General features: G+C 69.8%; 23 protein-coding genes and 1 tRNA gene. 12 read left to right on the forward strand and 12 right to left on the reverse strand.

The features are described from left to right. Positions 1–48: 48 nt before the first annotated feature. The 5 genes from OID54_RS08745 (at position 49) to OID54_RS08765 (ending at position 6,743) form a co-directional block, all read left to right on the forward strand. Positions 49–813: an IclR family transcriptional regulator gene (locus tag OID54_RS08745; RefSeq protein ID WP_329016389.1), complete on the forward strand. Its 765-nt coding sequence runs from the start codon at positions 49–51 to the stop codon at positions 811–813. Between the two features lie 259 nt (positions 814–1,072). Then, the gene (locus tag OID54_RS08750) at positions 1,073–1,861 is read left to right on the forward strand and encodes an MIP/aquaporin family protein (RefSeq protein WP_329016392.1); all 789 of its coding nucleotides are present in this window, start codon (positions 1,073–1,075) and stop codon (positions 1,859–1,861) included. Positions 1,862–1,929: 68 nt separating this feature from the next. Further along, on the forward strand, positions 1,930–3,477 hold the full coding sequence (gene glpK, locus OID54_RS08755; RefSeq protein ID WP_329016394.1) for a glycerol kinase GlpK: 1,548 nt from the start codon (positions 1,930–1,932) through the stop codon (positions 3,475–3,477). A 14-nt stretch (positions 3,478–3,491) separates the two neighbouring features. Continuing rightward, the gene (locus OID54_RS08760) at positions 3,492–5,102 is read left to right on the forward strand and encodes a glycerol-3-phosphate dehydrogenase/oxidase (RefSeq protein ID WP_329016397.1); all 1,611 of its coding nucleotides are present in this window, start codon (positions 3,492–3,494) and stop codon (positions 5,100–5,102) included. 324 nt (positions 5,103–5,426) lie between these two features. Continuing rightward, positions 5,427–6,743, forward strand: a complete 1,317-nt coding sequence (locus OID54_RS08765; RefSeq protein WP_329016400.1) for a PAC2 family protein — start codon at positions 5,427–5,429, stop codon at positions 6,741–6,743. Positions 6,744–6,954: 211 nt separating this feature from the next. Here the strand turns inward: OID54_RS08765 and mshC are convergent, their stop codons facing one another. The 4 genes from mshC to OID54_RS08785 all read right to left on the reverse strand — a co-directional run bounded on the left by mshC (position 6,955) and on the right by OID54_RS08785 (position 10,724). Next, positions 6,955–8,184 carry a cysteine--1-D-myo-inosityl 2-amino-2-deoxy-alpha-D-glucopyranoside ligase gene (mshC, locus tag OID54_RS08770; protein ID WP_329016403.1) on the reverse strand — a complete coding sequence of 410 codons (1,230 nt, stop codon included), beginning with the start codon at positions 8,182–8,184 and terminating at the stop codon, positions 6,955–6,957. Between the two features lie 324 nt (positions 8,185–8,508). Beyond that, positions 8,509–9,327: an SCO1664 family protein gene (locus tag OID54_RS08775; RefSeq protein WP_329016407.1), complete on the reverse strand. Its 819-nt coding sequence runs from the start codon at positions 9,325–9,327 to the stop codon at positions 8,509–8,511. Next, on the reverse strand, positions 9,291–9,881 hold the full coding sequence (locus OID54_RS08780) for a DUF3090 domain-containing protein (protein ID WP_329016410.1): 591 nt from the start codon (positions 9,879–9,881) through the stop codon (positions 9,291–9,293). Before OID54_RS08780 ends, OID54_RS08775 begins: the two co-directional genes overlap by 37 nt. 123 nt (positions 9,882–10,004) lie before the next feature. Continuing rightward, a complete protein-coding gene (locus OID54_RS08785; RefSeq protein ID WP_329016413.1) occupies positions 10,005–10,724 on the reverse strand; it encodes a histidine phosphatase family protein in 720 nt (239 codons plus the stop codon). Positions 10,725–10,822: 98 nt separating this feature from the next. Here OID54_RS08785 and OID54_RS08790 point away from each other — a divergent pair, with 98 nt between their 5' ends. Then, positions 10,823–11,896: a magnesium and cobalt transport protein CorA gene (locus tag OID54_RS08790; protein ID WP_329027344.1), complete on the forward strand. Its 1,074-nt coding sequence runs from the start codon at positions 10,823–10,825 to the stop codon at positions 11,894–11,896. A gap of 82 nt (positions 11,897–11,978) precedes the next feature. On the opposite strand, the gene OID54_RS08795 is transcribed toward OID54_RS08790, so the two are convergent. Then, entirely contained in the window at positions 11,979–12,764 is a 786-nt protein-coding gene (locus OID54_RS08795) for a ferritin-like domain-containing protein (protein WP_329016417.1), read from the reverse strand. 313 nt (positions 12,765–13,077) lie between these two features. Next, complete coding sequence (locus OID54_RS08800; RefSeq protein WP_329016419.1) at positions 13,078–14,127, reverse strand: LLM class F420-dependent oxidoreductase; 1,050 nt, start codon at positions 14,125–14,127, stop codon at positions 13,078–13,080. A gap of 153 nt (positions 14,128–14,280) precedes the next feature. Between OID54_RS08800 and OID54_RS08805 the strand changes: the two genes are divergently transcribed. Both OID54_RS08805 and OID54_RS08810 read left to right on the forward strand, forming a co-directional pair. After that, positions 14,281–15,264 carry an aldo/keto reductase gene (locus tag OID54_RS08805; protein ID WP_329016423.1) on the forward strand — a complete coding sequence of 328 codons (984 nt, stop codon included), beginning with the start codon at positions 14,281–14,283 and terminating at the stop codon, positions 15,262–15,264. Further along, complete coding sequence (locus OID54_RS08810; RefSeq protein WP_329016425.1) at positions 15,261–17,615, forward strand: ATP-binding domain-containing protein; 2,355 nt, start codon at positions 15,261–15,263, stop codon at positions 17,613–17,615. Before OID54_RS08805 ends, OID54_RS08810 begins: the two co-directional genes overlap by 4 nt. A gap of 93 nt (positions 17,616–17,708) precedes the next feature. Here OID54_RS08810 and OID54_RS08815 read toward each other — a convergent pair whose 3' ends face one another. Next, positions 17,709–18,368: a hypothetical protein gene (locus OID54_RS08815; RefSeq protein ID WP_329016428.1), complete on the reverse strand. Its 660-nt coding sequence runs from the start codon at positions 18,366–18,368 to the stop codon at positions 17,709–17,711. A gap of 47 nt (positions 18,369–18,415) precedes the next feature. Here OID54_RS08815 and OID54_RS08820 point away from each other — a divergent pair, with 47 nt between their 5' ends. After that, a complete protein-coding gene (locus tag OID54_RS08820) occupies positions 18,416–18,604 on the forward strand; it encodes a DUF5703 family protein (protein WP_329016431.1) in 189 nt (62 codons plus the stop codon). A 189-nt stretch (positions 18,605–18,793) separates the two neighbouring features. On the opposite strand, the gene OID54_RS08825 is transcribed toward OID54_RS08820, so the two are convergent. The 3 genes from OID54_RS08825 to OID54_RS08835 form a co-directional block, all read right to left on the reverse strand. After that, the gene (locus OID54_RS08825) at positions 18,794–19,591 is read right to left on the reverse strand and encodes a chaplin (protein ID WP_329016434.1); all 798 of its coding nucleotides are present in this window, start codon (positions 19,589–19,591) and stop codon (positions 18,794–18,796) included. A gap of 140 nt (positions 19,592–19,731) precedes the next feature. Further along, positions 19,732–19,965, reverse strand: a complete 234-nt coding sequence (chpH, locus tag OID54_RS08830; RefSeq protein ID WP_329016436.1) for a chaplin ChpH — start codon at positions 19,963–19,965, stop codon at positions 19,732–19,734. 213 nt (positions 19,966–20,178) lie between these two features. After that, positions 20,179–21,501: a M20/M25/M40 family metallo-hydrolase gene (locus OID54_RS08835; protein ID WP_329027346.1), complete on the reverse strand. Its 1,323-nt coding sequence runs from the start codon at positions 21,499–21,501 to the stop codon at positions 20,179–20,181. A gap of 248 nt (positions 21,502–21,749) precedes the next feature. On the opposite strand from OID54_RS08835, the gene OID54_RS08840 reads away from it, so the two are divergent. Together OID54_RS08840 and OID54_RS08845 are read left to right on the forward strand one after the other, a co-directional pair. Beyond that, positions 21,750–21,837: transfer RNA gene (locus tag OID54_RS08840), tRNA-Leu, on the forward strand. A gap of 186 nt (positions 21,838–22,023) precedes the next feature. Continuing rightward, a complete protein-coding gene (locus OID54_RS08845) occupies positions 22,024–22,962 on the forward strand; it encodes a pseudouridine synthase (protein WP_329016439.1) in 939 nt (312 codons plus the stop codon). Here the strand turns inward: OID54_RS08845 and OID54_RS08850 are convergent. Further along, complete coding sequence (locus tag OID54_RS08850; RefSeq protein WP_329016442.1) at positions 22,947–23,585, reverse strand: MBL fold metallo-hydrolase; 639 nt, start codon at positions 23,583–23,585, stop codon at positions 22,947–22,949. The genes OID54_RS08845 and OID54_RS08850 overlap by 16 nt on opposite strands. Next, entirely contained in the window at positions 23,585–24,670 is a 1,086-nt protein-coding gene (locus OID54_RS08855; protein WP_329016445.1) for an S-(hydroxymethyl)mycothiol dehydrogenase, read from the reverse strand. Before OID54_RS08855 ends, OID54_RS08850 begins: the two co-directional genes overlap by 1 nt. Before the next feature lie 411 nt (positions 24,671–25,081). Between OID54_RS08855 and phsA the strand changes: the two genes are divergently transcribed. Beyond that, positions 25,082–26,863 (forward strand): O-aminophenol oxidase PhsA, encoded by a 1,782-nt coding sequence (gene phsA / locus OID54_RS08860; RefSeq protein WP_443055762.1) that lies wholly within the window; start codon positions 25,082–25,084, stop codon positions 26,861–26,863. The last annotated feature ends 50 nt before the right edge of the window (positions 26,864–26,913 follow it).

The raw sequence follows: 26,913 nt of genomic DNA on the forward strand, positions 1-26,913 counted from the left end.
ACCAATACCGTTCGGCATTGTCGAATAGCAGCCAGAAAGGCCGATCCGATGGCGAAGAACATCCAGTCGCTGGAACGGGCGGCGGCCATGCTGCGGCTGCTGGCGGGCGGGGAGCGCCGGCTCGGCCTGTCGGACATCGCCACCTCGCTGGACCTGGCCAAGGGAACGGCCCACGGCATCCTGCGCACCCTCCAGGCGGAGGGCTTCGTGGAGCAGGACCCCGCGTCCGGGCGCTACCAGCTCGGCGCGGAGCTGCTGCGCCTGGGCAACAGCTACCTCGACGTCCACGAACTGCGCGCCCGCGCCCTGGTGTGGACGGACGATCTCGCCCGCTCCAGCGGTGAAAGCGTCCATTTGGGCGTACTGCACCAGCACGGCGTACTCATCGTCCACCATGTGTTCCGGCCGGACGACAGCCGCCAGGTGCTCGAAGTGGGCGCAATGCAGCCCCTGCACTCCACCGCCCTGGGCAAGGTCCTGGCGGCCTACGACCCGGTGGCGCACAGCGAGGCGGTCGAGGCCGTCCGGGAGCAGTTCACCCCGCGGACGGTGACGGAGCTGGCCGCCTTCGAATCGCTCCTCGACCAGGCCAGGGCCCGGGGCTGGGCGTCGGACGTGGAGGAGACCTGGGAGGGCGTGGCGGCGGTCGCCGCCCCCATCCACGACCGCCGCCGGATGCCCGTGGGGGCGGTCGCCATCACGGGAGCGGTGGAGCGGGTCTGTTCGGATCAGGAACTGAGATCCGAGCTGGTCGCAGCGGTGCGGCAGTGCGCCAGGGCGGTTTCGCGGGATCTCGGCGCCGGGCGGTTTTGACCGCTCTGGCGCATCATCGTTATCGATCTGCCCTCTTCGTGGATTCCGCGGATTTTTGGGCAGGTGACGAGACAAAGCGTCTTGACGGCGTGTTGACCAGGGATAAAACTGCCGTCTAGCGGTCGGCATTGTCGAACACCTACCGGCATTGCAGGTTAGAGTGTGGCAGCGCCAAAGGCCGAACGCCCTCACCTGAGGGCACGGACCACCGGCGCGCCCGGGGTTCGCCTTCCCCTGGACGAAGGACGAAGGAGTCGCGGTGTCCAACTCCGACATCTTTATCGGCGAGACGATCGGAACCGCGGTTCTGATCCTCCTCGGCGGTGGCGTGGTCGCCGCCGTCACCCTCAAGAATTCCAAGGCACGCGGAGCGGGCTGGCTGGCCATCACGTTCGGATGGGGCTTCGCCGTCCTCACGGCCGTCTATATGACGGGCGCTCTCTCCGGCGCGCACATCAACCCCGCCGTCACGCTCGGCATCGCCATCAAGGACGGGACCTGGTCGACCGTCCCCGTCTACTTCGCCGGCCAGATGCTGGGCGCGATGATCGGCGCCGCGCTGTTCGTGGTCGCCTACTACGGCCAGTTCATGACGCATCTGACCGACCGGGCGATCATCGGCGACCCCGCCGACAAGCCCATCGAAGGCAGCCACAGCGGCGGCGGCAAGGCCGGCCCCATCCTCGGCATCTTCTCCACCGGCCCGGAGATCCGGGTGGTCTGGCAGAACCTGGCGACCGAGATCATCGGCACCACGGTCCTGGTGCTCGCCGTGCTCACCCAGGGCCTCAACGCCGATGGCGACGGGCTGGGCACGCTGGGCGCCCTCATCACCGCCCTCGTCGTCGTCGGCATCGGCCTCTCGCTCGGCGGACCCACCGGGTACGCCATCAACCCGGCCCGTGACCTCGGCCCCCGTATCGTCCACGCCCTGCTGCCGCTGCCCAACAAGGGCGGCTCCGACTGGGGCTACGCCTGGATCCCCGTCGTCGGCCCGATGGCCGGCGGAGCACTCGCCGCGGGAATCTACAACCTCGCGTTCGCGTGACCGTGCGCCCGTACGCCGTACGGGTGGAGCCACAGCCGTCTCCCATCGACCACCAGCAGGAGCACCCCGTGACTGACGCACACACCACCGGCGCCGCCTCACATGGGCACGGCCCGTTCATCGCGGCCATCGACCAGGGCACCACATCCAGCCGTTGCATCGTCTTCGACAAGGACGGCCGGATCGTCTCCGTCGACCAGAAGGAACACGAGCAGATCTTCCCCAAGCCCGGCTGGGTGGAGCACAACGCCATCGAGATCTGGACCAATGTGCAAGAGGTCGTCGCGGGCGCCGTCGAGAAGGCGGGCATCACCTCCGCCGACGTCAAGGCGATCGGGATCACCAACCAGCGCGAGACGACCCTGCTGTGGGACAAGAACACCGGCGAACCCGTCCACAACGCCATCGTCTGGCAGGACACCCGCACCGACGCCCTCTGTCGCGAACTGGGCCGCAACGTCGGCCAGGACCGGTTCCGCCGTGAGACCGGTCTGCCCCTCGCGAGCTACTTCGCCGGCCCCAAGGCCCGCTGGCTCCTCGACAACGTCGAAGGTCTGCGGGAGCGCGCCGAGCGGGGCGAGATCCTCTTCGGCACGATGGACTCGTGGGTCATCTGGAACCTGACCGGCGGGGTCGACGGCGGGGTGCACGTCACCGATGTCACCAACGCCTCGCGCACGCTGCTGATGAACCTCCACACCATGGCCTGGGACCCCAAGATCCTCAGCTCCATGCACGTACCGGCCGAGATCCTGCCCGAGATCCGCTCCTCCGCCGAGGTGTACGGCACCGCCAAGGGCGGGGTCCTCGACGGCATCCCGGTCGCCTCCGCGCTCGGTGACCAGCAGGCCGCGCTCTTCGGGCAGACGTGTTTCGCCGAGGGCGAGGCCAAGTCGACCTACGGCACCGGCACCTTCATGCTGATGAACACCGGCCACACACCGGTGAACTCCTACAACGGACTGCTGACGACCGTCGGCTACCGCATCGGCGACGAGCAGGCGGTCTACGCCCTCGAAGGCTCGATCGCCGTCACCGGCTCGCTGGTGCAGTGGATGCGGGACCAGATGGGTCTCATCTCCTCCGCACCGGAGATCGAGACGCTGGCCCTGACCGTGGAGGACAACGGCGGCGCGTACGTCGTGCCCGCGTTCTCCGGGCTGTTCGCCCCCTACTGGCGCCCCGACGCCCGCGGTGTGATCGCGGGTCTCACCCGCTACGTCACCAAGGCCCACATCGCCCGTGCCGTGCTGGAGGCCACCGCCTGGCAGACCCGTGAGATCAGCGACGCCATGACCAAGGACTCCGGCGTCGAGTTGACCACGCTCAAGGTCGACGGCGGGATGACCTCCAACAACCTGCTGATGCAGACCCTCTCGGACTTCCTGGACGCACCGGTGGTGCGCCCCATGGTGGCCGAGACCACCTGCCTCGGCGCGGCCTACGCCGCGGGTCTGGCCGTCGGTTTCTGGCCGGACACGGACGCGCTGCGCGCCAACTGGCGCCGGGCCGCCGAATGGACCCCGCGCATGGACGCCGACAAGCGCGAGCGCGAGTACAAGAGCTGGCTCAAGGCCGTACAGCGGACCATGGGCTGGCTCGAAGAGGAAGACTGACAGGAGCAATGGACATGACCACCCTGCAGAGCGTTCCGACACTTGGGACGCACCCGGCATCCGGCTTTCTCCCGAGCCGCGCCGAGACCCGGGAGCAGCTCTCCAAAGCCTCGTACGACCTCCTGGTGATCGGCGGCGGCATCCTGGGCATCTCCACCGCCTGGCACGCCGCGCAGTCCGGACTGCGGGTGGCCCTGGTGGACGCCGGCGACTTCGCCGGCGCCACCTCGTCCGCCTCCTCCAAGCTGCTGCACGGCGGACTGCGCTACCTCCAGACCGGTGCGGTGAAACTGGTCGCGGAGAACCACTTCGAGCGCCGCGCCCTCTCCCGGGAGGTGGCCCCGCACCTCGCCAATCCGCTCACGTTCTACCTGCCCGTCTACAAGGGCGGACCGCACGGCGCGGCCAAGCTCGGGGCCGGGGTCTTCGCCTATTCGGCGCTCTCGGCGTTCGGAGACGGCGTCGGCCACGTCATCAGCCCGGCCAAGGCCCAGCGGGACGTGCCCGAGTTGCGTACGGAGAACCTCAAGGCCGTCGCCGTCTACGGGGACGACCAGATGAACGACGCCCGGATGGCGTTGATGACGGTCCGCGCGGCCGTCGACGCGGGGACGACCGTGCTCAACCACGCCGAGGTCACCGGATTGCGCTTCACCCGGGGCCGGGTGACGGGTGCAGAGCTCAAGGACCGTACGGACGGCACGGAGTTCGGGGTGAACGCGCGGCTGGTGCTCAACGCCACCGGCCCATGGGTGGACCATCTGCGCCGGATGGAGGACACGGGCGCCGCACCCTCGATCCGACTCTCCAAGGGCGCGCACCTGGTGCTCAAGCGCACCTCGCCGTGGAAGGCGGCCCTGGCGACGCCGATCGACAAGTACCGGATCACCTTCGCCCTCCCCTGGGAGGACATGCTGCTGCTCGGCACCACCGACGAGGCGTACGAGGGGGACCCGGGCGAGGTCTCGGTGACCGAGCAGGACACCGCCCAGATCCTGGACGAGGCGGCGTTCTCCATCCGGGACCAGCAGTTGTCCCGCGATCTGATCACCTATGCGTTCGCCGGTCTGCGGGTGCTCCCCGGGGGCCCGGGCGACACCTCCCAGGCCAAACGGGAGACGGTGGTGACCGAAGGCCGTGGCGGGATGCTGTCGGTCGCAGGCGGTAAATGGACGACTTTCCGCCATATCGGTCGGACAGTGATGAACAAACTGGCGGCGCTGCCGGGACAGCCGCTGGCCGAGGACATGGAACCCATCGACCGGTTGCCCAGGAAGCTGCCTCTGCCGGGGATCGCCAATCCGAACGCGGTCGCCCACCGGTTGATGGCCGACGGACCGGCGCCCGGCCCCCGGATGTCCGCGGACACCGCACGCCATCTCGCCACCCACTACGGCTCGCTCTCGTTCGACATCGCGCGGCTGGCCAACGACGATCCGGCGCTGGCCGAGCGCATCCACCCCGACGCCCCGGAGATCTGGGCCCAGGTCGTGTACGCCCGGGACCACGAGTGGGCCGAGACCGCGGACGACGTGCTGAGGCGGCGCACCACGCTCACGGTGCGGGGACTGGCCACCGATGGGATACGGGACCGGGTGGAGGGGCTGCTCCGGCACCGACGCTGAACCACTGCGCGGGACGCGGGCGGTGCTCGCCCGGGGCCCGGTCGCCGCAGGCCCCTTGACGATCACGCCGCGATCGCTCCCCCGGGACGGCCGGGCGTGATCGTCAAGGGGCGTACGCCGTCTCGGGCGATGGAGCGCGTCGTGGGTGCGGCATGGCTGCGTCGCTGGTGGGAGGCAGCGGGCGGCAGTGCGCACGCACGAGCTCTTTCCAGCCGCTGTGCATGTCATCGAAGTTCACCCGCCCGTGCACGAGGGCTGCGGCGGGGCACCCCGTAACCCGTAAGGTTGGTGCGTACGCGAGGGAACTTCGGAAGGAGGCACTGGGTGATCGAGCTCGAGGGGGTACCCGAGCTGATCGACCCGGTCATGGTGGCCGCGTTCGAAGGCTGGAACGACGCCGGCGACGCCGCCTCCACCGCGGTCGCACACCTGGACCGGGAGTGGAAGGGGGAGGTGTTCGCGGCCCTTGACGCCGAGGACTACTACGACTTCCAAGTCAACCGGCCCACGGTGTGGCTGGACGGCGGAGTACGGAAGATCACCTGGCCGACGACCCGACTGTCCGTGGTCCGTGTCGGGGGTGAGAAACCGCGCGATCTGGTGTTGGTGCGGGGCATCGAACCGTCCATGCGCTGGCGCTCGTTCTGCAATGAGATCCTCGGATTCGCCCATGAGTTGGGGGTGGAGATGGTGGTGATCCTCGGTGCGCTGCTCGGAGACACGCCCCACACCCGGCCGGTGCCGGTCAGCGGCATCACGTCCGATCCCGACCTGGCCAGGACCATGGACCTGGAGGAGACGCGCTACGAAGGCCCCACCGGAATCGTGGGCATCCTCCAGGAGGCGTGCACCCATGCGGGCGTGCCCGCGGTGAGTCTGTGGGCAGCGGTGCCGCACTACGTGTCCCAACCGCCCAATCCCAAGGCCACACTTGCGCTGCTGAACCGGTTGGAGGATCTGATCGGGCTGCGCATCCCGCTGGGCGAACTGCCCGAGGACGCGCGGGCGTGGCAACTGGGCGTGGACCAACTGGCCGCCGAGGACAGCGAGGTGGCGGAGTACGTCCAGACGTTGGAGGAGGCCAGGGACACCGCGGAGTTGCCCGAGGCGTCGGGCGAGGCCATCGCCCGCGAATTCGAGCGCTATCTGCGTCGGCGGGACGGGGGGCCGGGCAGCGGCCCGGGGTTGGCGACCGACGGCGGTGACAGCGGCACCTACCTCCGCGATCCGTCGGGCGGGTTGAACCGGCCGTCGAAGGCAGCCCGTACCGAACCGGACACAGCGCCGGGCACCGAGCAGGAGCCGGACACGGAATCGGACGCGGAACCTGGTCCGGGTGCTGAGCCGGCTCCGGGTGCGGACGGTGAGTCCCCACCGGGTGCCGCGCACGATCCGGATGCGGACAGTGCGGCGGAGACAGCAGAACCGGACTCCTCGGCGGCTGCCGACGATTCGGGCACGGGGTCTGGCGCGGACTCGGACACGGACTCGGGCTCTGACACGGACACGGACTCGGACGCGAGCTCCGCTGACCCGGATTCGGGTCCCAGCGAGAGCCGGGCGGACCGGTCGGACGAGCCGGAAGAATCGGACGCCGGCAACACCGACGACGCCGCCGGGGAGGACCCTCCCGGGCGGTGAGCGGCTCTGGGGCGACCTGTACGCCCCGGACGTGAGTGAGGGGCGGCGCATCGAATGCGCCGCCCCTCATGGCGTTGCTGTGGCTCAGGAACGGCGACGGGCGTGGCGCCACGGGACACGGATGGGGTGCCGTGGCCGGGGGCGTCGGTGGTCCGACGCCCCCGGCCGTACCGTCGACGACCCCGACCGGGCGTACCCGGCTCAGCCCGACCTACAGCGCCACTCCCAGCAGCGCGTCGACCGTACGGGAGACCAGTCCGGGCGCCCCTTCGTCCGTGCCGCCCTCGGTGCGCTGGCGTTCGGCCCAGCGGTCGACGGCGAGCAGCGCGCTCGGGGCGTCCAGATCGTCGGACAGGGCCGCGCGGACCTCCTCTACAAGGGCGTCGGCGGAGGGTCCGTCGGGTCGGGAGACAGCCGCACGCCAACACTCCAGTCGCGTCACCGCGTCCTGGAGCACCTGGTCGGTCCACTCCCAGTCGGCCCGGTAGTGGTGGGAGAGCAGCGCGAGGCGGATCGCGGCGGGGTCGACGCCCTCCCGGCGCAGGGTGGAGACGAAGACCAGGTTGCCCTTGGACTTCGACATCTTCTGCCCGTTCAGGGCGACCATTCCCGCGTGTACGTACGCCCGTGCGAAGGGATGCTCTCCGGTGAGGGCGTGGGCGTGTGACGCACCCATCTCGTGGTGGGGGAAGACGAGGTCCGACCCGCCGCCCTGGACGTCGAAGCCCATGCCGAGGTGGTCGAGGGCGATGGCGACGCACTCGATGTGCCAGCCGGGCCGGCCACGGCCGAGGCTGCCCCCGTCCCAACTGGGTTCGCCCTCTCGGGCGGCCATCCAGAGCATGGGGTCGACCGGGTTCTTCTTGCCGGGGCGGTCGGGGTCACCGCCGCGTTCGGCGGACAGCAGCCGCATCGCCTCGGCGTCGAGATGGGACACCTCGCCGAAGTGTGGGTCGGCCTCGACGGAGAAGTAGACGTCCCCTTCGAGTTCATAGGCGGCGCCGGCGTCGCGGAGCCGCTCCACCAGGGGAACGATGCCGGGTATCGACTCGACGGCTCCGATGTAGTGCTGCGGCGGGAGCATGCGGAGCGCGGTCATGTCCTCGCGGAAGAGCGCGGTCTCCCGCTCGGCGAGCCCGGTCCAATCCTCCCCGTCACGGATGGCGCGCTCCAGGAGCGGATCGTCGATGTCGGTCACGTTCTGGACGTAGTGGACCTGGCGCTTGGTGTCGAGCCACACGCGCTGGACGAGGTCGAACGCGTTGTAGGTCGCCGCGTGTCCCATGTGGGTGGCGTCATAGGGCGTGATGCCACAGACGTAGATACGGGCGACGGGGCCGGGGTCCAGGGTGAGTGGACCGCCGGTTGCGGTGTCGTGAATCCGAAGGTCGCGGCCCGTGCCAGGCAGGGCGGGGACCTCAGAAGCGGGCCAGGCATACATGATCTGAGCCTAACCGGACGGGTGATCCGGATACGAACCGGATCACGCCGGTTGGCCGGTTGTGCGCTCTTGTGAATTCTTCGCGCCCTGTGCATAGCCAGCCAGGAAAGCCCGAAGAATCGATAAATCGACATCGATTGGCGCCCAGTCCACACGCGCCACACGAGATCGGGCAACCAGACGGCACGCTGCCAGAACGCCATCAGCACCCGGTCGGCTCGCGAAGGAGGTCGATCGAGATCGGATGACCGGCCATGGGCGCGTCGCGCATGGAGCGACCGGCCCATCACCCGACCGTTCTCGGTCAGCCGTCCGGCGCCACCCTCACACCGGTGGCCAGGGAATCGCCGGCCACTCACCGGAAGGCACCGGATGTCGGCCCGTGGCCCGAAGTGCCGAAACCCTGCTGCGGACAGCCGCCACCTCGGCCGGGGTCAGCAACCGCTCCAGCCGTGCGCCGAGGGGCCCACCAGCCGCCAGGGCCGACGAAAGCCCCTCCAGAGCCTCCAGGGCCTCATCGGGCAACGGCTCCCCCGCCCACCCCCAGAGCAGGGTGCGGAGCTTGTCGTCCACATGGAAGCTGACGCCGTGGTCGATGGCGTACAGCGCACCTCCCGCAGCGGGCAGCAGATGGCCGCCCTTGCGGTCACCGTTGTTGATCACTGCGTCGAGCACGGCCAGCCTGCGCAACCGCGGGTCGTCGGCATGGACCAGTAGGGCGGTGCGCCCCTCGCCCACCTCGGCGAAGCCGACCGCCTTCCAGCCGTCGCCCGGCTCCTCACCCTCCACGAGTGCCAGGAGCGGTGCCGCGGCTTCGGCCTCGATCCAGAGCTGGACCATGCCCTCTCCGTGCGGGCCGTCCCGTAGCACCGTCGGGGGCACGAGCCCCCAGCCCAGTGCTTCGGAGACCTCATAGGCGGCGACCTCGCGCTGGGCCAGCGTGCCGTCGGGGAAGTCCCAGAGCGGGCGCTCGCCGGCGACCGGTTTGTAGACGCAGGCCGTCTCCTCGCCGTCGAGGACGATCGAGCAGAACAGGACCGCGTTAGACGCCTCACGGACCTGGCCGCGCACCCGGAGCTCCCCCTTCGCCAGGAGGTCGAGGGCGGTCACACTCCCCTGCGGTATCCGTTCTGGCGCGGGCACACATGTCCTTCCGGATCGAGCGGCAGGCTGCACAGCGGGCACGGCGGACGACCGGCGTTGACCACGTCCAGCGCGCGTTTGGCGAAGGCCCGGGCCTGTGCCCCGCTCAGTCGCACCCTCAGCATGGGCGGGCCGTTCTCCTCGTCCCGCAACAGCCGCTCCTCGGCGTCGGCGAGGTCCTCGTCGGACTCCGCCTCCAGCTCGACCAGGGCCTGCGCCTCGACGATCATGCGCTGTTCCTCGCCGTCCCAGGCCAGGGCCATGGTGCCCACCCGGAACTCCTCGTCCACGGGCGAGTCCAGCGGGGCGGTGTCCGCGACGTCGGTCGGCGCCACCGCGGGCACGGGCGCATTGCCCCCGGTGCGGCGGACCACCTCGTCGAGGAGCTCGTCGATGCGTTCGGCGAGCGCGGACACCTGGGTCTTCTCCAGGGCCACACTGGTGACGCGCCCTCCGGCCGACGCCTGGAGGAAGAACGTACGGCGTCCAGGCAGCCCGACCGTACCGGCCACGAACCGGTCCGGCGGGTCGTAGAGGAACACCTGACGGGACACGCTCTTAACTCCCTCAAAACTCGGGGACGACCTGGCATTGACCTGCAACGAGCTGTACGAACGGGCCGAGGGGCGCTTGGGTGGTGCGGGCGCACTCAGCCCGTCCACCCTACTGCCAGGCGATCACGCGGTGCCCGTGCCGCCACCGACGACGGCCTCGCCGTCATCACCGGCGGCACCGGTGCTCCCGGCCTCTCGGTGGTCCCTGTCGCGCGGCGCCAGCGAGCCCAGTTCACCCGTGTCCCCCAGGCGCAGAAGAAATGGCCGCGTACGGGTGTAACGGATCGCTGTCACGGAACAAGGTTCCACATGGACCCTCTGGAAGAGATCGAGATGCATGCCGAGTGCGTCCGCGACGATCGACTTGATGATGTCCCCGTGCGAGCAGATCGCATAGACCGCATCCTCACCGTGCTCGGCGTCGATGCGCTCGTTCCAGTCGCGTACGGCGTCGACCGCCCGCGCCTGCATCGCGCGCATGGACTCGCCACCAGGGAACACCGCCGCAGAAGGATGCTGCTGCACCACCTGCATCAGCGGTTCGTCGGCCAGTTCACGAAGTTTGCGCCCCGACCAGTCCCCGTAGTGGCATTCACCGACCCGTTCGTCGGTCTGGATCCGCAGTTCGGGACGGGCATTCAGCAGGGGTTGCACGGTCTGGAGGCAGCGTTCGAGGGGGCTGCTGACCACGGTGGCGAGCGGCAGCGCGGCAAGGCGCTCGGGCAGGGCGGCGGCCTGGGCGGCGCCGTGTTCATCGAGATGGACACCCGGGGTCCAGCCCGCGAGTACCGCTGCGGTGTTCGCGGTGGAGCGTCCGTGGCGTACCAGGATCAACGTGGCCATGTCCGCAAGCCTAGGTCGTGTCGGCGCCGACACGACCCTTCGGGTCACGGCTGGCGAAGGCCGACGCCGGGGTGCGCAGGGGCGGACCGCGCGGAAGAATACGCGCCGTGATCGTCGACTGCGCCATCTATCGCGAAGGGCGCCGCACCGAGGGCCCGGCCGATCTCTCCGATGCGCTCGCCGAGGCCAGGTCGAGCGGCGACGCCTTCTTGTGGATCGGTATGCACGAACCGACCGACAAGGAGTTCGACCTGGTCAAGCAGGAGTTCGGGCTGCATCCCCTGGCTGTGGAGGACGCCTTGCGGGCCCATCAGCGGCCCAAGTTGGAGGTCTACGACGACTCCCTGTTCATGGTGCTCAAGCCGGTGGCGTACGAGCCGGAATCGGACACCGTCACCGCCGACGAGCTGATGGTCTTCGTCGGCGACTCCTTCGTGGTCACGGTCCGTCACGGGGAGAGCTCACCGCTGGCCGCCGTACGCCAACGGCTTGAGGCGGAGCCCGAGGTCCTGGCGCACGGCCCCACCGCCGTGCTGTACGCGGTCAGTGACGCGGTGGTCGACAAGTACATCGAGGTGGCGGCGGAGTTGCAGGTGGACCTGGAGGAGATGGAGGCCGAGGTCTTCGCCCCGGCTCGGAAGGAGGTCCATCACTCCCGGCGAGCACGGAAGGCACAGAAGGCACAGCAGGCCGCAGGGACCCAGCCAGGCGACGACAGAACGGCCGGCCCGCCCACGGCGGCCAGGATCTATGTGTTCAAGCGCCAGGTGCTGGAGTTCCGTCGCGCCACCGGTCCGCTGGCCGCCCCGATGGCCCGGTTGTCGGGCGCGGGGGTGCCGTTCGTCCATGAGCGCTCGCAGCCGTTCTTCCGGGACGTCAGCGACCATCTGACCCGGGCCAATGAACAGGTGGAGGGTCTGGACCGACTACTCTCCGACATCCTCGCCGCGCACCTCGCCCAACAGGGGGTCCGGCAGAACGACGACATGCGCAAGATCTCGGCCTGGGCCGCCATGGCGGCCGTACCGACGATGGTCGCGGGGATCTACGGGATGAACTTCGCACATATGCCGGAACTGGGATGGGTGTGGTCCTATCCCGCGGTGCTGGTCCTGATGGGCGGGACGGTCTACAGCCTCTTCCGACTGTTCAAACGCCGGGGCTGGCTGTAGGCCGGAGCCAGAGGGCTGGGGGTATGCGGGCTCCGACCGGCTCGGGGCCGGTCGGAGCGTCCACCAGGGACAACCGGCTAGGTCAGAATGCCGGGGCGACGGTGGGCGGTCCGTTGAGGGCCCCCCGCCGCTCCGGCATCCGCAGGCTGATCATTCGATGCCAGCCGCCGAACCGCTCGTAGCCGTACATGGCCTGGATGCCGGCGGTGAGTGCCGCCGACTTGGCCCGCGGCCAGCGCAGGACCCGCCCCATCTCGGCCATCACGGCGAGGCTGACGTCACGGTAGACCTTGATCTCGGTCAGGGCGCTCTCGCGCAGCACGCCCTGGATGGTGCGTCCGTGTCCGGCAGCCGCGAGGCGGAGCAGTTCCTCATGGCAGTACGCGAGGTGGTTGTCCTCGTCGTTGCAGATCATCCGGATGGCCTTGCCCAACTCCGGATGGTTGCCGAAGTGCTTGACCAGCATGTCCATCTGGTCGGCCGCACGCTGTTCGGTGACCCGGCTGTGGGCCAGATAGACCACGATGTCCTTCTCGGTCAGGGGCTCCTCACGACGGAGCTTGTCATGGGGGAGCCCAATGCCGTGGCGCTCCAGGAGCATCGTGTAGTCGGTCTCCGGGGGCACAGGCACGGGTTCGAGCCCGCGCTTGTGCAGGAGCGCGTCGAAGATCCGGCCGTGCTTGTCCTCGTCGGCGCCGTGTCGGGCGATCTTGGGCGCGAGATCGGCCATCCCGTCGGGCACCAGGGCTGCGATGCGGCCATTCTCCCAACCCCCCTGGGACTCGCCGCTGGCGGCGATGGAGCAGAACAGTTGGAAGGAGTCGTCGTGGTCGATGATCTCCTGGAAAAGGCTTCGAGCCGAAAGCATCACTGCCACCTCCTGAAGGCGTCCGCAAGGGTCCGCAAAGAAGGAGTCAAGTGCGGTACCGGGTGCGGGGCAACATCTGCGTCGGCCAACTGCGCCAAACGGACGACATCGGGGGTCGTGGAGGGTCATCGGAGGCGACTTGGGGCCATCAGTGCTATCGGTACCCGTCGGTGCGGTCAGGGGGCCAGTGCCAGCGGTGTCGTACGTCTCGTCAGTGCCGTCAGTGCCGTCGGGGGTCTGTCGGCCCGAGGCCGTTCGCGGGAGCACCGGGCGTACGGTGCCCCCGCGAGGTCCCCGGGACCGGGTGGCGGTTTCAGGCGAGGCCCGAGCGCTCCAGGGCTGCAGTGCCCGCGCGCAGCGCGGCGAGGCGCTCATCGAGGGTGAAACCGGCCGGGGCCAGGGTCAGGGTGGTCACTCCTGCCGCCGCGTACTGCTGCATGCGGTCCGCGATCCGCTCGACGGAACCCAGCAGGGTGGTGGAGTCGATCAACTCCCTCGGGACGGCCGCGGCGGCACCGTCCTTGTCGCCGGCGAGGTAGCGGTCCTGGATCTCGGCCGCGGCTTTTTCGTACCCCATGCGCCGAGCCAGTTGGTTGTAGAAGTTCTGTTGCCGGCTGCCCATGCCGCCGACGTACAGGGCGGTGTAGGGGCGGAACACATCGGCGAGCGCGTCAAGGTCGTCGCCGAGGGCGAGCGGCAGGGTGGGGCAGACGTCGAAACCGTCCATCGTCTTGCCCGCCTTGGCCCGTCCGGCGCGGAGGTGGCGGATCGCCGTCTCCTCCAGATGGTCTGCCGACGGGAAGATCAACAGCGCGCCGTCGGCGATCTCACCGGTCTGTTCCAGATTCTTGGGGCCGATCGCGGCGATGTAGAGGGGGATGTGTTCGCGCTCGGGGTGGACGGTGAGCTTGAGCGGCTTGCCGGGGCCGTCGGGCAGGGGCAGCGTCCAGTGCGCACCCTCGTAGGAGAGCCGCTCGCGGGCCATGGCCTTGCGGACGATCTCCACGTACTCCCGGGTACGGGCGAGGGGCTTGTCGAACTTCACGCCGTACCAGCCCTCGGAGACCTGGGGACCGGAGACGCCGAGGCCGAGGCGGAACCGGCCGCGTGAGAGCGAGTCGAGGGTGGCGGCGGTCATGGCCGTCATCGCGGGCTGGCGGGCCGGGATCTGGAGGATGGCGGAGCCGACGTCGATGCGCTCGGTGTGTGCCGCGACCCAGGCGAGGACGGTCGGGGCGTCGGATCCATAGGCTTCCGCCGCCCAACAGACGTCGTAGCCGAGCCGGTCGGCCTCCTGGGCGACCGCCAGATTGTCGCCGTCCATCCCCGCGCCCCAGTAGCCGAGGTTGATGCCGAGTCGCATAACTCTCCCTCTTACCGATCAGTAACTTCTCTGTTCCGGGGACTCTAGCGCCCGGACCGGCGATCCGTCAGGGGGCGATGGGGCTGGTCGGCGAGGGGTGGGTTATCCACAGGGTCTCTCGATGTCGCCGCCCGGCCAGTAATCTCAGCGCTCATGGAGCAGAGGCATCTCGGCCGCACCGGCCTGCGCGTGTCCCGGATCGGTCTCGGCACCCTGACCTGGGGCCGGGACACCGATGAACACGACGCCGCCGACCAGTTGAAGGCGTTCTGGGAGGCGGGCGGGACGCTGGTCGACACCGCCGATGTGTACGGGGGCGGGGATGCGGAGTATCTGCTCGGGCAGTTGATAGAGCGGCTCGTGCCCCGACGCGATCTGGTGATAGCCACCAAGGCGGGCAGCGTGCTCGACCCCGATCGCCGCTTCAACACCTCGCGCGGGCATCTACTGGCCTCGCTGGACGATTCCCTCGCCCGACTGGGGACGGACTACGTCGACCTCTGGCAGGTCCACGCGTTCGATCCGCTGACCCCGTTGGACGAGACCTTGCAAGCGCTCGACATCGCGGTGAGCAGCGGCCGGGCCCGCTACGCCGGCGTGTCCAACTTCTGTGGTTGGCAGTTGGCGAAGGCGGCGACCTGGCAGCTCGCATCGCCGGGGCCGCGCACCCGACTCGCCAGCACCCAGATGGAGTACTCGCTGCTCCAGCGCGGAGTGGAGCGGGAGGTGCTGCCCGCGGCGCTCGATCTCGGCGTCGGTCTGCTGCCGTCGTCACCGCTTGGTCGGGGAGTGCTGACCGGGAAGTACCGCCACGGCACACCGTCGGACTCACGCGGGGCATCAGAGGTCCTCGGTCCCTTCGTCGAGCCGTATCTCGACGAGACCGCGGACGGCATCGTGGAGGCCGTGCTGACCGCGGCGGACGGGCTGGCGACGACGGCGTTGCAGGTGGCACTCGCCTGGGTGCGGGACCGGCCGGGAGTCGTGGCCCCGATCGTCGGCGCGCGCAACGCGCAGCAACTCGTCGCCGCACTGTCAGTGGAGGCGCTTACGCTTCCTGACGAGATCCGGCGGGCCCTCGACGATGTGTCGGCGCCCGTGCACCGCTATCCCGACCAGGACTGGAGCATGTTGTGACCGCGTCATCCCAGGGGCAGGGCCCCGGTCCCCATGCTGAGCCCGCCTCCACCGACGGACCCGCGGCGGTGTCCGAGGCCGCGCCGACCGCCACCACCACCGAGAAGGCCGCCGAAGCCGGCACCGAGACCGGCGCCGAAGCGGGCGATCCGGAGACCGGGCCAAAGGCGGCGGACCCCGGTGCGGACGAGTCAGCGCCGAGCGAACCGACCGACACTCCCGACTCGACGGAGACCGATACGACGGAGACGGGCACAGCGGAGACCGATACGACGGAGACCGGGGCAGCGGAGACCGATACCCCTGAGACCGGGGCAGCGGAGACCGATACCCCTGAGACCGGCACGGTGAGCGCTGAGACCTCCGAGGCAGCGGCCGAATTGCTCGCCCAGCAGGAGCTGCGGGAGCGCATCGAGCAGCGCAAGGCCGAGAAGGAGGGGCCCATCGCGAGCGGGACCAAGCTCCGCGGACAGGCGGCCGACCTGCTGGCCGCCGTGCGGGCGGTCGAGAGCGGGGAGTCCGTCGGGCGCGCCTTCCTCCCCTCCCCCGCCCAGGCCAGGACACCCGCGGACGATCCGTCCCGCGCCCCGTCCGGCCGGGCGCCCGGATCGCTGTCGCCGTCGACACCGCCCGCCGCGGGGCGGCCGAGTACACCCGAGACCGTCGCAGCCGTCCGGGCCGTGCTCGGAGATGGTGCACCCGACGGCCTCGCCGTCCAGGTCGCGGATGTGCTCGGGGACACCGCCGCCGCACGGCTCAGGGACGATCCCTGGCAGTTGCTGGCCGTGCCCGGTGTGCTGCCCCAGCAGGCCGACGGATTCGCCCGGGCACTGCTCGGCGACGCGTGCGGCCCGGGAGACGAGCGTCGGACCGCTGCCCTGGTGGTCTGGCAGTTGGAGCGCTCCGCCCTGCGGGGACACACCGCCCTGGAGTCCTCGGCCCTGTGTGCTGCGTTGGCCGAGCACGCGGTGCCCGAGCCGGAGGAGGCCCTGCGGAGCGCGGCGGCCGACGGGGTGGTGCTGCTCTTCGACGACTCCGGAGACGACTTCTCCGAAGGAGGCGCACCGGAGGACGACGAGACCGCCGACGAGGCCGTTGCGGCAACCCCGGTGCTGTGGGGGCTCGACCGCTACGCGATGGCGGAGGAGAGCCTCGCGGACGGCCTGGCCCGACTGGCCCGTGCGGAGGAGGACGACCGCTGGGAGGCGGCGCCGGGCGAGCTGGCTCGGGCACTCGCGGCGAGCGGTCTGGTGGTTCACACCGGCGCGGAGGCGGCACGGGCCGAGCCGCTCGCATTGGCCACCGCCGCGACCGGATTGGGGCTGCGCTGCGTCGTCGCGTTCCACAGCGGACACGGCCGGGATGCCGAGGAGGGAGACACGGTCACCGTCGCCGGGCTACTCTCCGGCGCCGAAGGCCCTGGCCGGGACGGGGACGGTGCGCTGGTGCTCGACCTCCTGGTGGTGCTGGACGCTCCCCTGCTCGATGTGGAGACGGCGGCGATGCTGGTGGAGTCGTTGCCGGACGGGAGCAGGCTGCTGCTCAGCGGCGACCCGGGCCAGTTGGGCTCGGCCGGCGCCGGGCGGGTCTTCGCCGACCTGCTGGCCGCTCGGGTGTGCCCCACCGTGGCTTCGCGGACACCCGATCCCGGCCCACTCGGTGAGCTGGTCTCCGGGATCGGTGCCGGGGAGCTCTGCGCCGTGGCGGCACCCGACAAGGAGGTCGTCATCGTGCCGGTGCGGGACGCGGGCGAGGCCGTGCACCGCACGGTGCAGTTGGTCGCCGACTCCGTACCGCGGGCGATCGGGGTGCCGACCGAGCAGACCCAGGTCATCACGGTCGGCCATGGTGGCGCAGCCGGCACCAGGGTGTTGAACGCGGCACTGAAGCAACGGCTGAATCCGGGCCCCGGTCAGTTCGGGGGCTTCGATCCGGGCGATCGGATCGCCTACGCCCCGGCCGTCGGCCAGACCCTGCCGGGCACGGTCATCTCGGCGGACGCCGAAGGTCTGCGGCTGGAGTGCGGGAAAGCACGAGTGACGGTGCCGAGGGAGCGGGTCGACGCCGTCGTGCGCCACGGCTGGGCCATGACGGCCCACCAGGCGGCCGGCATGCGGTGGCCTGCTGCCGTGGTGGTCCTGCCCAAGGACGCCGCCCCGGGATTGAGCAGGCCCTGGGTGTACACGGCCTTCGGTCGGGCCTCGCGCCATCTCTCCGTGGTGCACGGGGTGGACCAGGCGCTGCCGCACGCGGTTGCCCAGGTCCCCGCCCAGGAGCGCACCACACGGCTACGGACCCTGCTCGAAGGGCTGCTCCAGCCGGAGCGGGTGGACGAGACCGCGGGCGCATAGCCCCAGAGCATGCGCTGAGGGTCCGATCCCGCGAACGCACGCGGATCGGACCCTCAGCGAACGGCGCGGCGGCCGGGCGGCGGGGCGAGCCTGTCAGAGGCCGGCTTCGTCGAGGTCGTCGAGGTCCTCGCCCAGATCGTCCTCGTCGAAGACGGCGCTGACGTCGAAGCGGATCACCACCCGCTGCGGGTCCGCCTGCTCAAAGGGGTTGGTCAACCACTCCCCCGCCTCCGGGAGCTCGTCCAGAGCGGACACCCACAGGGTCGAGTCGCCCTCTTCGAGACCGAACTCCTTGTGCTGCGAGACGATCTCGTCCGGCTCGTACTCACCGAAGAGCACGCCGAGTGCCGCATGGACACTGCCGGCCGCGGACCGACCGTCCCGCGTCACGCCCTCGTCGGGGTCGGCCGCGGTGATCCGCTGCGCCTGTGCAAGCAGCCGCTGAGGCTCCACCACCGCGTAGTCGCGGCGGATCAGCACACTGAGGGCGTTGGGTTCGTCCGGGCCCGTATACGGCGGCAGTGACTCGTCGGCCCCGGGGATCTCGAAGGGTGTCACCTCGTCGTAGCGGTCATAGAGGCGCTCGTCGTACGTCTCCGCCGCCACGGCCAGAGCGTTGAACGCGTCGTAGACGGCCGGATCGTCGTCTCCCGTGCGGTTCTCGACCGCCGCGAGGTGACGGTCCAGTGCGGCTTTGACGGCCTCGGCGGCGGCACGTACCTCGGCAGCGGTGGGCTGCGCAGCATCAGACATAGTGCAGACGCTATCCGTACCGGGCCCATGCCCGCACAATAGATGCGATGCCGGAATACGAATTTGTCGATGTGTATGTCCCGCGCGGGGTCTCCCGCCAGGAGGCGACCCGCCTGCTGACCGACCATGCCGAGTACGCACACTGGGAGTTGGACCGACTCACCCTGCACCGCGACGGCAGCCGCAGGGTGCGGTTGCGCCGCCGTATCATCCGCCAGGTGCGCGCCACCTGGTAGGCACCGCATCAGTACGGAGCAGGCCCCGGCACCCCGGAACCCGCTCCGCTCCTTCTCCCTCGTCTGCCCGGAGGTTCCCTACGGCTGCGCGCAACGACGGGGATGAGTGTCGTACGCGCCGACGGCCGTGGTGGGCACCGCCCTCCGCCGGAAAGGCGCTACTCGGGCATCCTCAATGCTGTCCCGTTCTTAGGCGGCGCGGTTGCGCCGGTACAGCACCGCTCCTGCCAGCAGCATCGCCGCACCGGCCGGAACAGCCACTCCCAGGGTGTTCACACCGGTCGCCGCCAGCGTGCCCGAGTCGTCGTTGTCCGCGACGGAGTGTGTCGCGGACTTGACGGTCCGCTCCTGGGGCGCCTCGGGCTTGGTCTGGGTACCGGTGTTCGGGGGCACGTGCCGCGGCTTGCTGGGTTCGACGGGGTTGCCCGGGCGCGGCTCGACGGGCCGCGGCTTCGCCGGTGTCACGGGCGTCACCGGCTGCTGCGGGTTGCCCGGCCGGCTCACGGACGAGGCGTTGGTGCAGTCGTTGCCGAACGTCGGGTTGAGGGCGCTCACCACGTTCACGGAGTTGCCGCAGACGTTGACCGGCACATCGACCGGGGCCTGGACGTTGTTGCCGGAGAGCACCCCCGGAGAGTTGCTGGTGACGCCGCTGGCCACCGCGCCACCGCCGGTGGTCTGGCCACCGCCCGTCTGCACACCGCCTCCCGGGGAGGTGTCGCCGGGCGCGGGTCGGCCCTGGGACGAGGAGTCGTTGCGGCATGTGTTGCCGAAGGTCGGGTTGAGGATGCCGACCGCGTTGACGGAGTTCCCACATGCATTGACGGGAACGTTCACCGGCACCTGGACCGAGTTCCCGGAGGCGACGCCCGGGGAGTTGGACGCTCCCCCGAAAGCTCCGGAGTCCGCGTGTGCGTATCCGCCGAGCGCCATGGCGCTGCCTGCGGCGGCCATGGTGATCAGGCCCTTGCGCGTGACCTGTCGCATAGGTTGTTTCCTTGCCTTCTTGTGGTCTGCCTCCGGGCCCGTCGCCCGAAAGCGGAAAGCCCGGGTGGTCGCGGGGTGCATGGCGAGCACTCCGGGACCGCCCGGGTTCAAACCCAGACCCTGAGGGTCGATTCAGAACGTCACGAGTTGATGCAGGTGTTGCCGAAGGCGGGGTTGAGCAGCCCGACCACGGAGATCGTGTTGCCGCACACATTGACCGGCACGTGGACGGGAACCTGAATGACGTTGCCCGAGATCACACCGGGGGAACCGACCGCAGCGCCCTGGGCGCCGGCGTCGGCCATCGCCACGCCCGCACCCGCGAGAACCAGGCCACCCGTGGCAGCCGCAGCGGCGACGATCTTCTTGATCATTATTCCTCCTCGTTGGCAATGCGGTCCCAGCCGCGGACCGCATCACCTGTAACGAGGAGGGACGGGTGGGGCAACCAGCCGTCGGGGCCTTTCACTCTTCTCAGTCAGTCACGCACACATTGACGATTATGGGAGTGTCGTTTCAGCACACCGCCCCCGGCCGGGTCGCCGCCCGGCGCGGATGCGGTTCCCCGACCTCACAGGGCCGTACGCCTAACTCGCGTCGATGAAGCGGTCGAGCACCCGTACCCCGAAGGTCAGGCCGTCGACCGGGACCCTCTCGTCCACCCCGTGGAACATCCCCGCGAAGTCGAGCTCCGGGGGGAGCTTGAGGGGCGCGAAGCCGAAGCAGCGGATGCCGAGGTCGTCGAAGGACTTGGCGTCCGTGCCGCCGGACAGCATGTACGGGACCGCCCGGGCGATCGGGTCCTCGGCCCTGAGCGCCGACTGGATCGCATCCACGAGGTCGCCGTCGAAGCTGGTCTCCAGCGCCTTGTCACCGTGGACGTCCTCCCGCTTGACGCGCGGGCCGAGCAGCCGGTCGAGGTCGGTGAGGAACTCCTCCTCGTACCCCGGCAAGAACCTGCCGTCGACATGGGCGGTCGCCTGCCCGGGGATGACGTTCACCTTGTAGCCGGCGCCGAGCATGGTGGGCGCGGCGGAGTTGCGCAGGGTCGCGCCCACCATCTTGGCGATGCCGCCGAGTTTGGCGAGGGTGGCGTCCATGTCCTCGGGATCGAGCGGAGTGCCGAGGGCGTCGGACAGTTCGTCGAGGAAGGACCGTACGGTCTTGGTCATCCTCACCGGCCACTTGTGGCGGCCCACGCGGCCCACGGCCTCGCAGAGTTCGGTGATGGCGTTGTCGTTGTTGGTCATGGAACCGTGACCCGCGGTGCCGTCGACGGTCAGCCGCATCCAGTGCATGCCCTTCTGGGCGGTCTCCACCAGATAGAGGCGCAGCTGTTCGTTGACGGTGAAGGAGAAGCCGCCGACCTCGCCGATCGCCTCGGTGACGCCTTCGAAGAGGTCGGGGTGCTTGTCGACGAGGTAGCGCGCCCCGTAGGCGCCGCCGGCCTCCTCGTCGGCGAGGAAGGCCAGCACGATGTCGCGCGGGGGCTTGCGCCCTGTACGCAACCGATCGCGCACCACGGCGAGCGTCATCGCGTCCATGTCCTTCATGTCGACGGCGCCTCGCCCCCAGACGCAGCCGTCCGCGATCTCACCGGAGAAGGGGTGGTGGGTCCAGTCGTCGGCGTTCGCCGGTACGACGTCGGTGTGGCCGTGGATGAGCAGCGCGGGCCTGGAAGGGTCCTCGCCCTCGATCCGGGCGACGGTGGAGGCACGGCCCGGATGGGATTCGAAGATCTTCGGTTCGAGCCCCACCTCGGCGAGCTTCTCCGCGATGTACTCGGCGGCGGCTCGCTCGCCGGGACCCGAGTGGTCCCCGTAGTTGCTGGTGTCGATCCGGATCAGCTCACGGCAGAGGTCGACGACCTCGTCCTGGCCCGAGACGGCACGGGCCGTCGACTCGCTCACGGACTCGCTCACGCTGATTCCTCCCGCTCTCGCTGCTGGTGGTTCCGACCCATCCTCCCGCGACGGATCGGGGTCCCCAAGGGTCGCACCCCCCGCGATGGGGTGGTGCCGGGCGACCGGGGCCAACCGCGTCGCACGGGACGCCCGTACGGGCCCTCGCTGCGGACGGACGGGCGTGATCGAGCACTCCGAATGTTTGCTATGGTTTTCCACGTCGCAGCGGCCAGAGGCCAGGCGGCAGACACCTTGTCCGGGTGGCGGAATGGCAGACGCGCTAGCTTGAGGTGCTAGTGCCCTTTATCGGGCGTGGGGGTTCAAGTCCCCCCTCGGACACCACCAGCAGGAACCCCAGTTGATCTGGGGTTCTTCTGTTTTTAGCGGCCTGTGTTTTTTGCGGACTGACTCCGACCGTGGCGTTCGACAGAACCGCGCGATGCATGGTCGACGCCGGGGCTCGGGGCAGTCGGCTTGGTCCCGGCCGGGCGGGCGGGGGCCCATCGGGCGGACGCATAGGGTCACGGGGTGAGACGGAGAAAAGCACCCCCGCCCGCCCCGCTCCCCCAGCGGGAGGGCATCGACCCCGTGCGGGTCCGGTTGCCCGCGGATCCGGAGGGCGCGTGGGCGACCGTGCTGGACCACTTCGTGGCGCGGTACGCGCGGGCGATCGGGCCGGAGCGGGTGCGGGCGCTCTTCGACGAGGGACGCGTCGTCGACGCCGACGGACCGGTGGCAGCGGACGAGACGTACGCCCCCGGTCGGTACCTCTGGTTCCACCGGGACTTCGCCGGGGAGGAGCGGGTGCCGTTCGAGGTGACGGTGGTCCATCGGGACGAGCGGTTGCTGATCGTCGACAAACCGCACTTCCTCGCCACCACCCCGCGGGGAGGGCACATCACGGAGACGGCGGTGGCGCGGCTGCGCCGGGATCTGGGGCTGCCCCTGCTCCAACCGGCGCACCGACTGGACCGGTTGACCGCGGGTCTTGTGCTGTTCGTCGTACGCCCCGAGGACCGCGGCGCGTACCAGACGATGTTCCGCGATCGACGGGTGCACAAGGAGTACGAGGCAGTGGCTCCGTACGATCCGCGAGTGGTGCTGCCCACGACCGTACGCAGTCGGATCGTCAAGGAGCCGGGGGTGCTCGCCGCCTACGAGGAGGACGGCGAGCCGAACAGCGAGACGCGGATCGCGTTGGTGGCCCACAGCGGACAGCTCGGCGGATACCGGCTGTTGCCGACGACCGGGCGCACCCATCAACTGCGGGTCCACATGAGCCGCATCGGATTGCCCCTGCTGAACGATCCGCTCTATCCCACGGTGCGCGAGCAGCGCCCCGGCGATCCCGAGCACCACGACCGCCCCCTCCAGCTCCTGGCGAGGGTGCTGGAGTTCACCGATCCGGTGACGGGTGGGGCGCGTCGTTTCGAGAGCCGACTGCGACTGGCTCAGTGGCCCCGGTGAATCCACTCTGCGAGGTGCGGTGACTCGTCCGCGACGGTGGTGGAGTCCCCGTGCCCGGTGCGCACGACGGTCCCTTCGGGCAGCGAGAACAGCCGCTCCCGGATGGAGTCGATGATCGTCGGGAAGTGGGAGAAGGACCGCCCGGTGGCTCCCGGTCCGCCGTGGAAGAGGGTGTCGCCGGTGAAAACGGTCTCCAGGGCCGGGGCGTAGAGGCAGACGGCGCCGGGGGCGTGGCCCGGGGTGTGCAGCACGGTCAGCTCGACACCGGCCACGGTCAGGACCTGACCGTCCGACAGTTCACCGTCGAGGGCTCGGTCGGGGTGGGTCATCTTCCACAGCGGCAGGTCATCGGGGTGGAGCAGGATCGGTGCCCCGGTGGCCGCGGCGAGCGCGGGGGCGGCATCGATGTGGTCGTTGTGCGCATGGGTGCACACGATCGCGCGGAGCGTACGGCCGTTCAGCGCGGCCTCGATCGCCGCTGCGTCGTGTGCGGCGTCGATGACGACGGCCTCGGTGTCATCCCCGACGATCCAGACGTTGTTCTCGACGTCCCAGGTGCCCCCGTCGAGGGAGAAGGTGCCGGCCGTGACCAGATGGTCGATGCGTGCGGGTCCCTGTGCCATCAGAACACCACCACCGAACGCAGCACGTCACCGTGGTGCATACGGTCGAACGCGGCTTCCACATCGCCGAGTCCGATGGTCTCGCTGACGAAGGCGCCGAGGTCGATCCTGCCCTGCTGGTGGAGGTCGATCAGCATCGGGAAGTCCCGGGAGGGCAGGCAGTCGCCGTACCAGGACGACTTCAGCGAGCCGCCGCGGCCGAAGACATCGATCAGCGGCAGTTCCAGCTTCATGTCGGGCGTGGGAACGCCGACGAGGACGACCGTGCCCGCCAGATCACGGGCGTAGAACGCCTGCTGATAGGTCTCGGGGCGGCCGACGGCCTCGATGACGACGTCGGCGCCGTTGCCACCGGTCAGCTCGCGGATCGCCTCGACGGGGTCGGTGCCGCGGGAGTTGACGGTGTGGGTGGCGCCCATGGTCCGGGCGGTCTCCAGCTTGCGGTCGTCGATGTCGACGGCGATGATCCGTGCCGCACCCGCGAGCCGCGCGCCCACGATCGCCGCGTCGCCCACTCCGCCGCAACCGATGACGGCGACCGAGTCGCCGCGGCCGACCTCGCCGGTGTTGATCGCGGCGCCGATGCCGGCCATGACACCGCAGCCGAGGAGACCCGCCACGGACGGGGAGACCTCCGGGTCGACCTTGGTGCACTGCCCCGCGGCGACGAGGGTCTTCTCGGCGAACGCACCGATACCGAGCGCCGGCGAGAGTTCCGTGCCGTCGAGGAGGGTCATCTTCTGACGGGCGTTGTGGGTGTCGAAGCAGTACCAGGGGCGGCCCCGCAGACAGGAACGACAGCGCCCGCAGACCGCGCGCCAGTTGAGGACGACAAAGTCCCCGGGGGCGACATCGGTGACGTCGGGGCCCACCGACTCGACCACGCCGGCGGCCTCATGGCCCAACAGGAACGGGAAGTCGTCGTTGATCCCGCCCTGCTTGTAGTGGAGGTCGGTGTGGCAGACGCCGCACGCCTGCACCTTCACCACGGCCTCGCCCGGGCCCGGGTCGGGGACGACGATCGTCTCCACCCGCACCGGCTCGTTCTTGCCCGGTGCAATCACGCCCAACACCTGCTGCGACATCAAAGCCCTGCCTTTCTTCACGCTCGACCGGCCACCACTATGGCCCGTCACGGCGGCGCGCCGCGATGGCTCGTATGCACGTTACACACTGGGCCATACGGGTGTTATATCGGCCAGATTGTCCGGAACGGGCAACTCCACCAGACCAGGACAAGTCTTGGAGTGCGAACCGACCACACAGCAGCCGTTCACACGACACACGGGACTACGGGGGAACGTATGACCGAAGTGACCGAGACCGTACAGCAGGCCGCGTCAGGACCAGGCGCATCGGCCGAACAGTATCCAGCAGCACCGGGCGGACCGGGTGCCGCCGAGTGGGCGGGCATCCCCGCCCACGCCATCACCGAGAGCATCATCGAGCAGGCCACGGCCGGGGGCAGCCGTGAACTGACGTCCTACCTGGACGCGATGCCGGTACCCCCGGTACTGCGGCCCGACGAGCCGGACGTCCGCCGGGAAGTCGAGATCGCGCTGCGCCCGACCTGGGTGCGGATGCACTCCCAACTGCCGCCGACCCTGATGTGGGGCTACGAGGGAAGCGTGCCCGGCCCGACCATCGAGGTGCGGCGCGGGCAGCGCATCCGGATCGCCTGGACCAACCGCATCCCCCTCGGCAGCGAGTTCCCGGTGACCGCCGTGGAGGTGGGGCCCGCCCGTCCGGGGCAGCCGCTCCCCCACAACCGGCCGGGACGCGAGGGGGTGGAGCCCAGCAAGGACGTCGCGGCCCTGCCCGCATGGTCGGTGACGCATCTGCACGGCGCACAGACCGGCGGCGGCAACGACGGTTGGGCCGACAACGCCGTCGGGTTCGGTGACGCCCAACTGTCGGAGTACCCGAACGACCACGCCGCCACACAGTGGTGGTACCACGACCACGCGATGAACATCACCCGTTGGAACGTCTATGCGGGTCTCGTCGGCACCTATCTGATCAGGGACGACGAGGAGGAGGCGCTGGGGTTGCCGTCCGGGGAGCGGGAAATGCCCCTGATCCTCGCCGACCGCAACATCGACACCGACTCCGACGGTCGGCTCAACGGACGGCTGCTCCACAAGACCTCGATCCTGGTGGCCAAGCACCCGGAGACGGGAAAGCCGGTGACGCTGCCGTTCGTGGGTCCGTACTCCACGGTGAACGGGGTGATCTGGCCGCATCTGGACGTCGATGCCGACTGGTACCGGTTCCGGCTCGTGAATGCTTCGAACGCCCGCGTCTACAACCTGGTCCTGGTCGACGAGGACGGCGACCCGGTGCCCGGGGTGGTGCACCAGATCGGTAGCGACGGCGGCTTGCTGCCCCGAGCGGTGACTCACGACTTCATCGGCGGTGCGCCCCTGATCGCGGCGCCCGCCGAGCGGTTCGACCTGCTGATCGACTTTCGCAAGCTGGCCGGGCGCAAGGTGCGGCTGGTCAACAAGGGGCGCAATCAGCCGCCCGGGGTGCCTGACCTCGCGGACAGCATTCCCCATCCGCAGGTGATGGAGTTCCGGGTGGACAAGTGCGAGCGGCCGAGCCGGTTCTCGCTGCCTTCGATGATCTCGGGCTCCTTCCGCCGCTTCGACCATGACCACGTCGACCACGGTCATCGGCTGATCGTGCTGACCCCACCGGCCACGGTCGGCGGCGGCGGGCATCCCGAGATCTGGGAGATGGCGGAGCTCAAGGACGTGGAGGCCGCCGCGATCACGGTGCCGACGGAGGGCATCGTCCAGGTCAAGGGCTCCGACGGAAAGCTGAGGACCTATCGACGTACGTCACGCACCTTCAACGACGGGCTCGGGTTCACCATCGGCGAGGGCAGCTACGAGCAGTGGTCCTTCCTCAATCTGAGCGTCATCATGCATCCCATGCACATCCACCTGGCGGACTTCCAGGTGCTGGCCCGGGAGGCGTACGACGTGACGGGCTTCGATCCGGTGCTCGGCGGGACCCGTAGTCCCATCACCTTCGATCCGGGCCGGCCGCTTGCGGTGCCGCCCAACGAGCAGGGGTGGAAGGACGTCTTCCGGGTGACCGCCGCGGAGTCGGTGAAGGTGATGGGGCACTTTGACGGGGCGTACGGGCGCTTCATGTACCACTGCCACCTGCTGGAGCACGAGGACATGGGGATGATGCGGCCCTTCGTGGTGATGCCCCCCGAGGCGTTGAAGTTCGACCACGGCACCGGACACGGCGGCCATCACGCCTGAGTGGTCGATCGAGTGGGCGTAGGGCTCCGCGGGTCACCCCGTGGGGCCCT

The organism is Streptomyces sp. NBC_00690, assembly GCF_036226685.1.
Classification (GTDB): Bacteria; Actinomycetota; Actinomycetes; order Streptomycetales; family Streptomycetaceae; genus Streptomyces.

Excerpts from the sequence above, each read along its gene's own strand:
- OID54_RS08745 (WP_329016389.1), top strand. The coding sequence starts at position 49 with ATGGCGAAGAACATCCAGTCGCTGGAACGGGCGGCGGCCATGCTGCGG.
- OID54_RS08760 (WP_329016397.1), top strand. The coding sequence starts at position 3,492 with ATGACCACCCTGCAGAGCGTTCCGACACTTGGGACGCACCCGGCATCC.
- mshC (WP_329016403.1), bottom strand. The coding sequence starts at position 8,184 with ATGTATGCCTGGCCCGCTTCTGAGGTCCCCGCCCTGCCTGGCACGGGC.
- OID54_RS08785 (WP_329016413.1), bottom strand. The coding sequence starts at position 10,724 with ATGGCCACGTTGATCCTGGTACGCCACGGACGCTCCACCGCGAACACC.
- OID54_RS08795 (WP_329016417.1), bottom strand. The coding sequence starts at position 12,764 with ATGCTTTCGGCTCGAAGCCTTTTCCAGGAGATCATCGACCACGACGAC.
- OID54_RS08800 (WP_329016419.1), bottom strand. The coding sequence starts at position 14,127 with ATGCGACTCGGCATCAACCTCGGCTACTGGGGCGCGGGGATGGACGGC.
- OID54_RS08805 (WP_329016423.1), top strand. The coding sequence starts at position 14,281 with ATGGAGCAGAGGCATCTCGGCCGCACCGGCCTGCGCGTGTCCCGGATC.
- OID54_RS08815 (WP_329016428.1), bottom strand. The coding sequence starts at position 18,368 with ATGTCTGATGCTGCGCAGCCCACCGCTGCCGAGGTACGTGCCGCCGCC.
- OID54_RS08820 (WP_329016431.1), top strand. The coding sequence starts at position 18,416 with ATGCCGGAATACGAATTTGTCGATGTGTATGTCCCGCGCGGGGTCTCC.
- OID54_RS08825 (WP_329016434.1), bottom strand. The coding sequence starts at position 19,591 with ATGCGACAGGTCACGCGCAAGGGCCTGATCACCATGGCCGCCGCAGGC.
- chpH (WP_329016436.1), bottom strand. The coding sequence starts at position 19,965 with ATGATCAAGAAGATCGTCGCCGCTGCGGCTGCCACGGGTGGCCTGGTT.
- OID54_RS08850 (WP_329016442.1), bottom strand. The coding sequence starts at position 23,585 with ATGGCACAGGGACCCGCACGCATCGACCATCTGGTCACGGCCGGCACC.
- OID54_RS08855 (WP_329016445.1), bottom strand. The coding sequence starts at position 24,670 with ATGTCGCAGCAGGTGTTGGGCGTGATTGCACCGGGCAAGAACGAGCCG.
- phsA (WP_443055762.1), top strand. The coding sequence starts at position 25,082 with ATGCCGGTACCCCCGGTACTGCGGCCCGACGAGCCGGACGTCCGCCGG.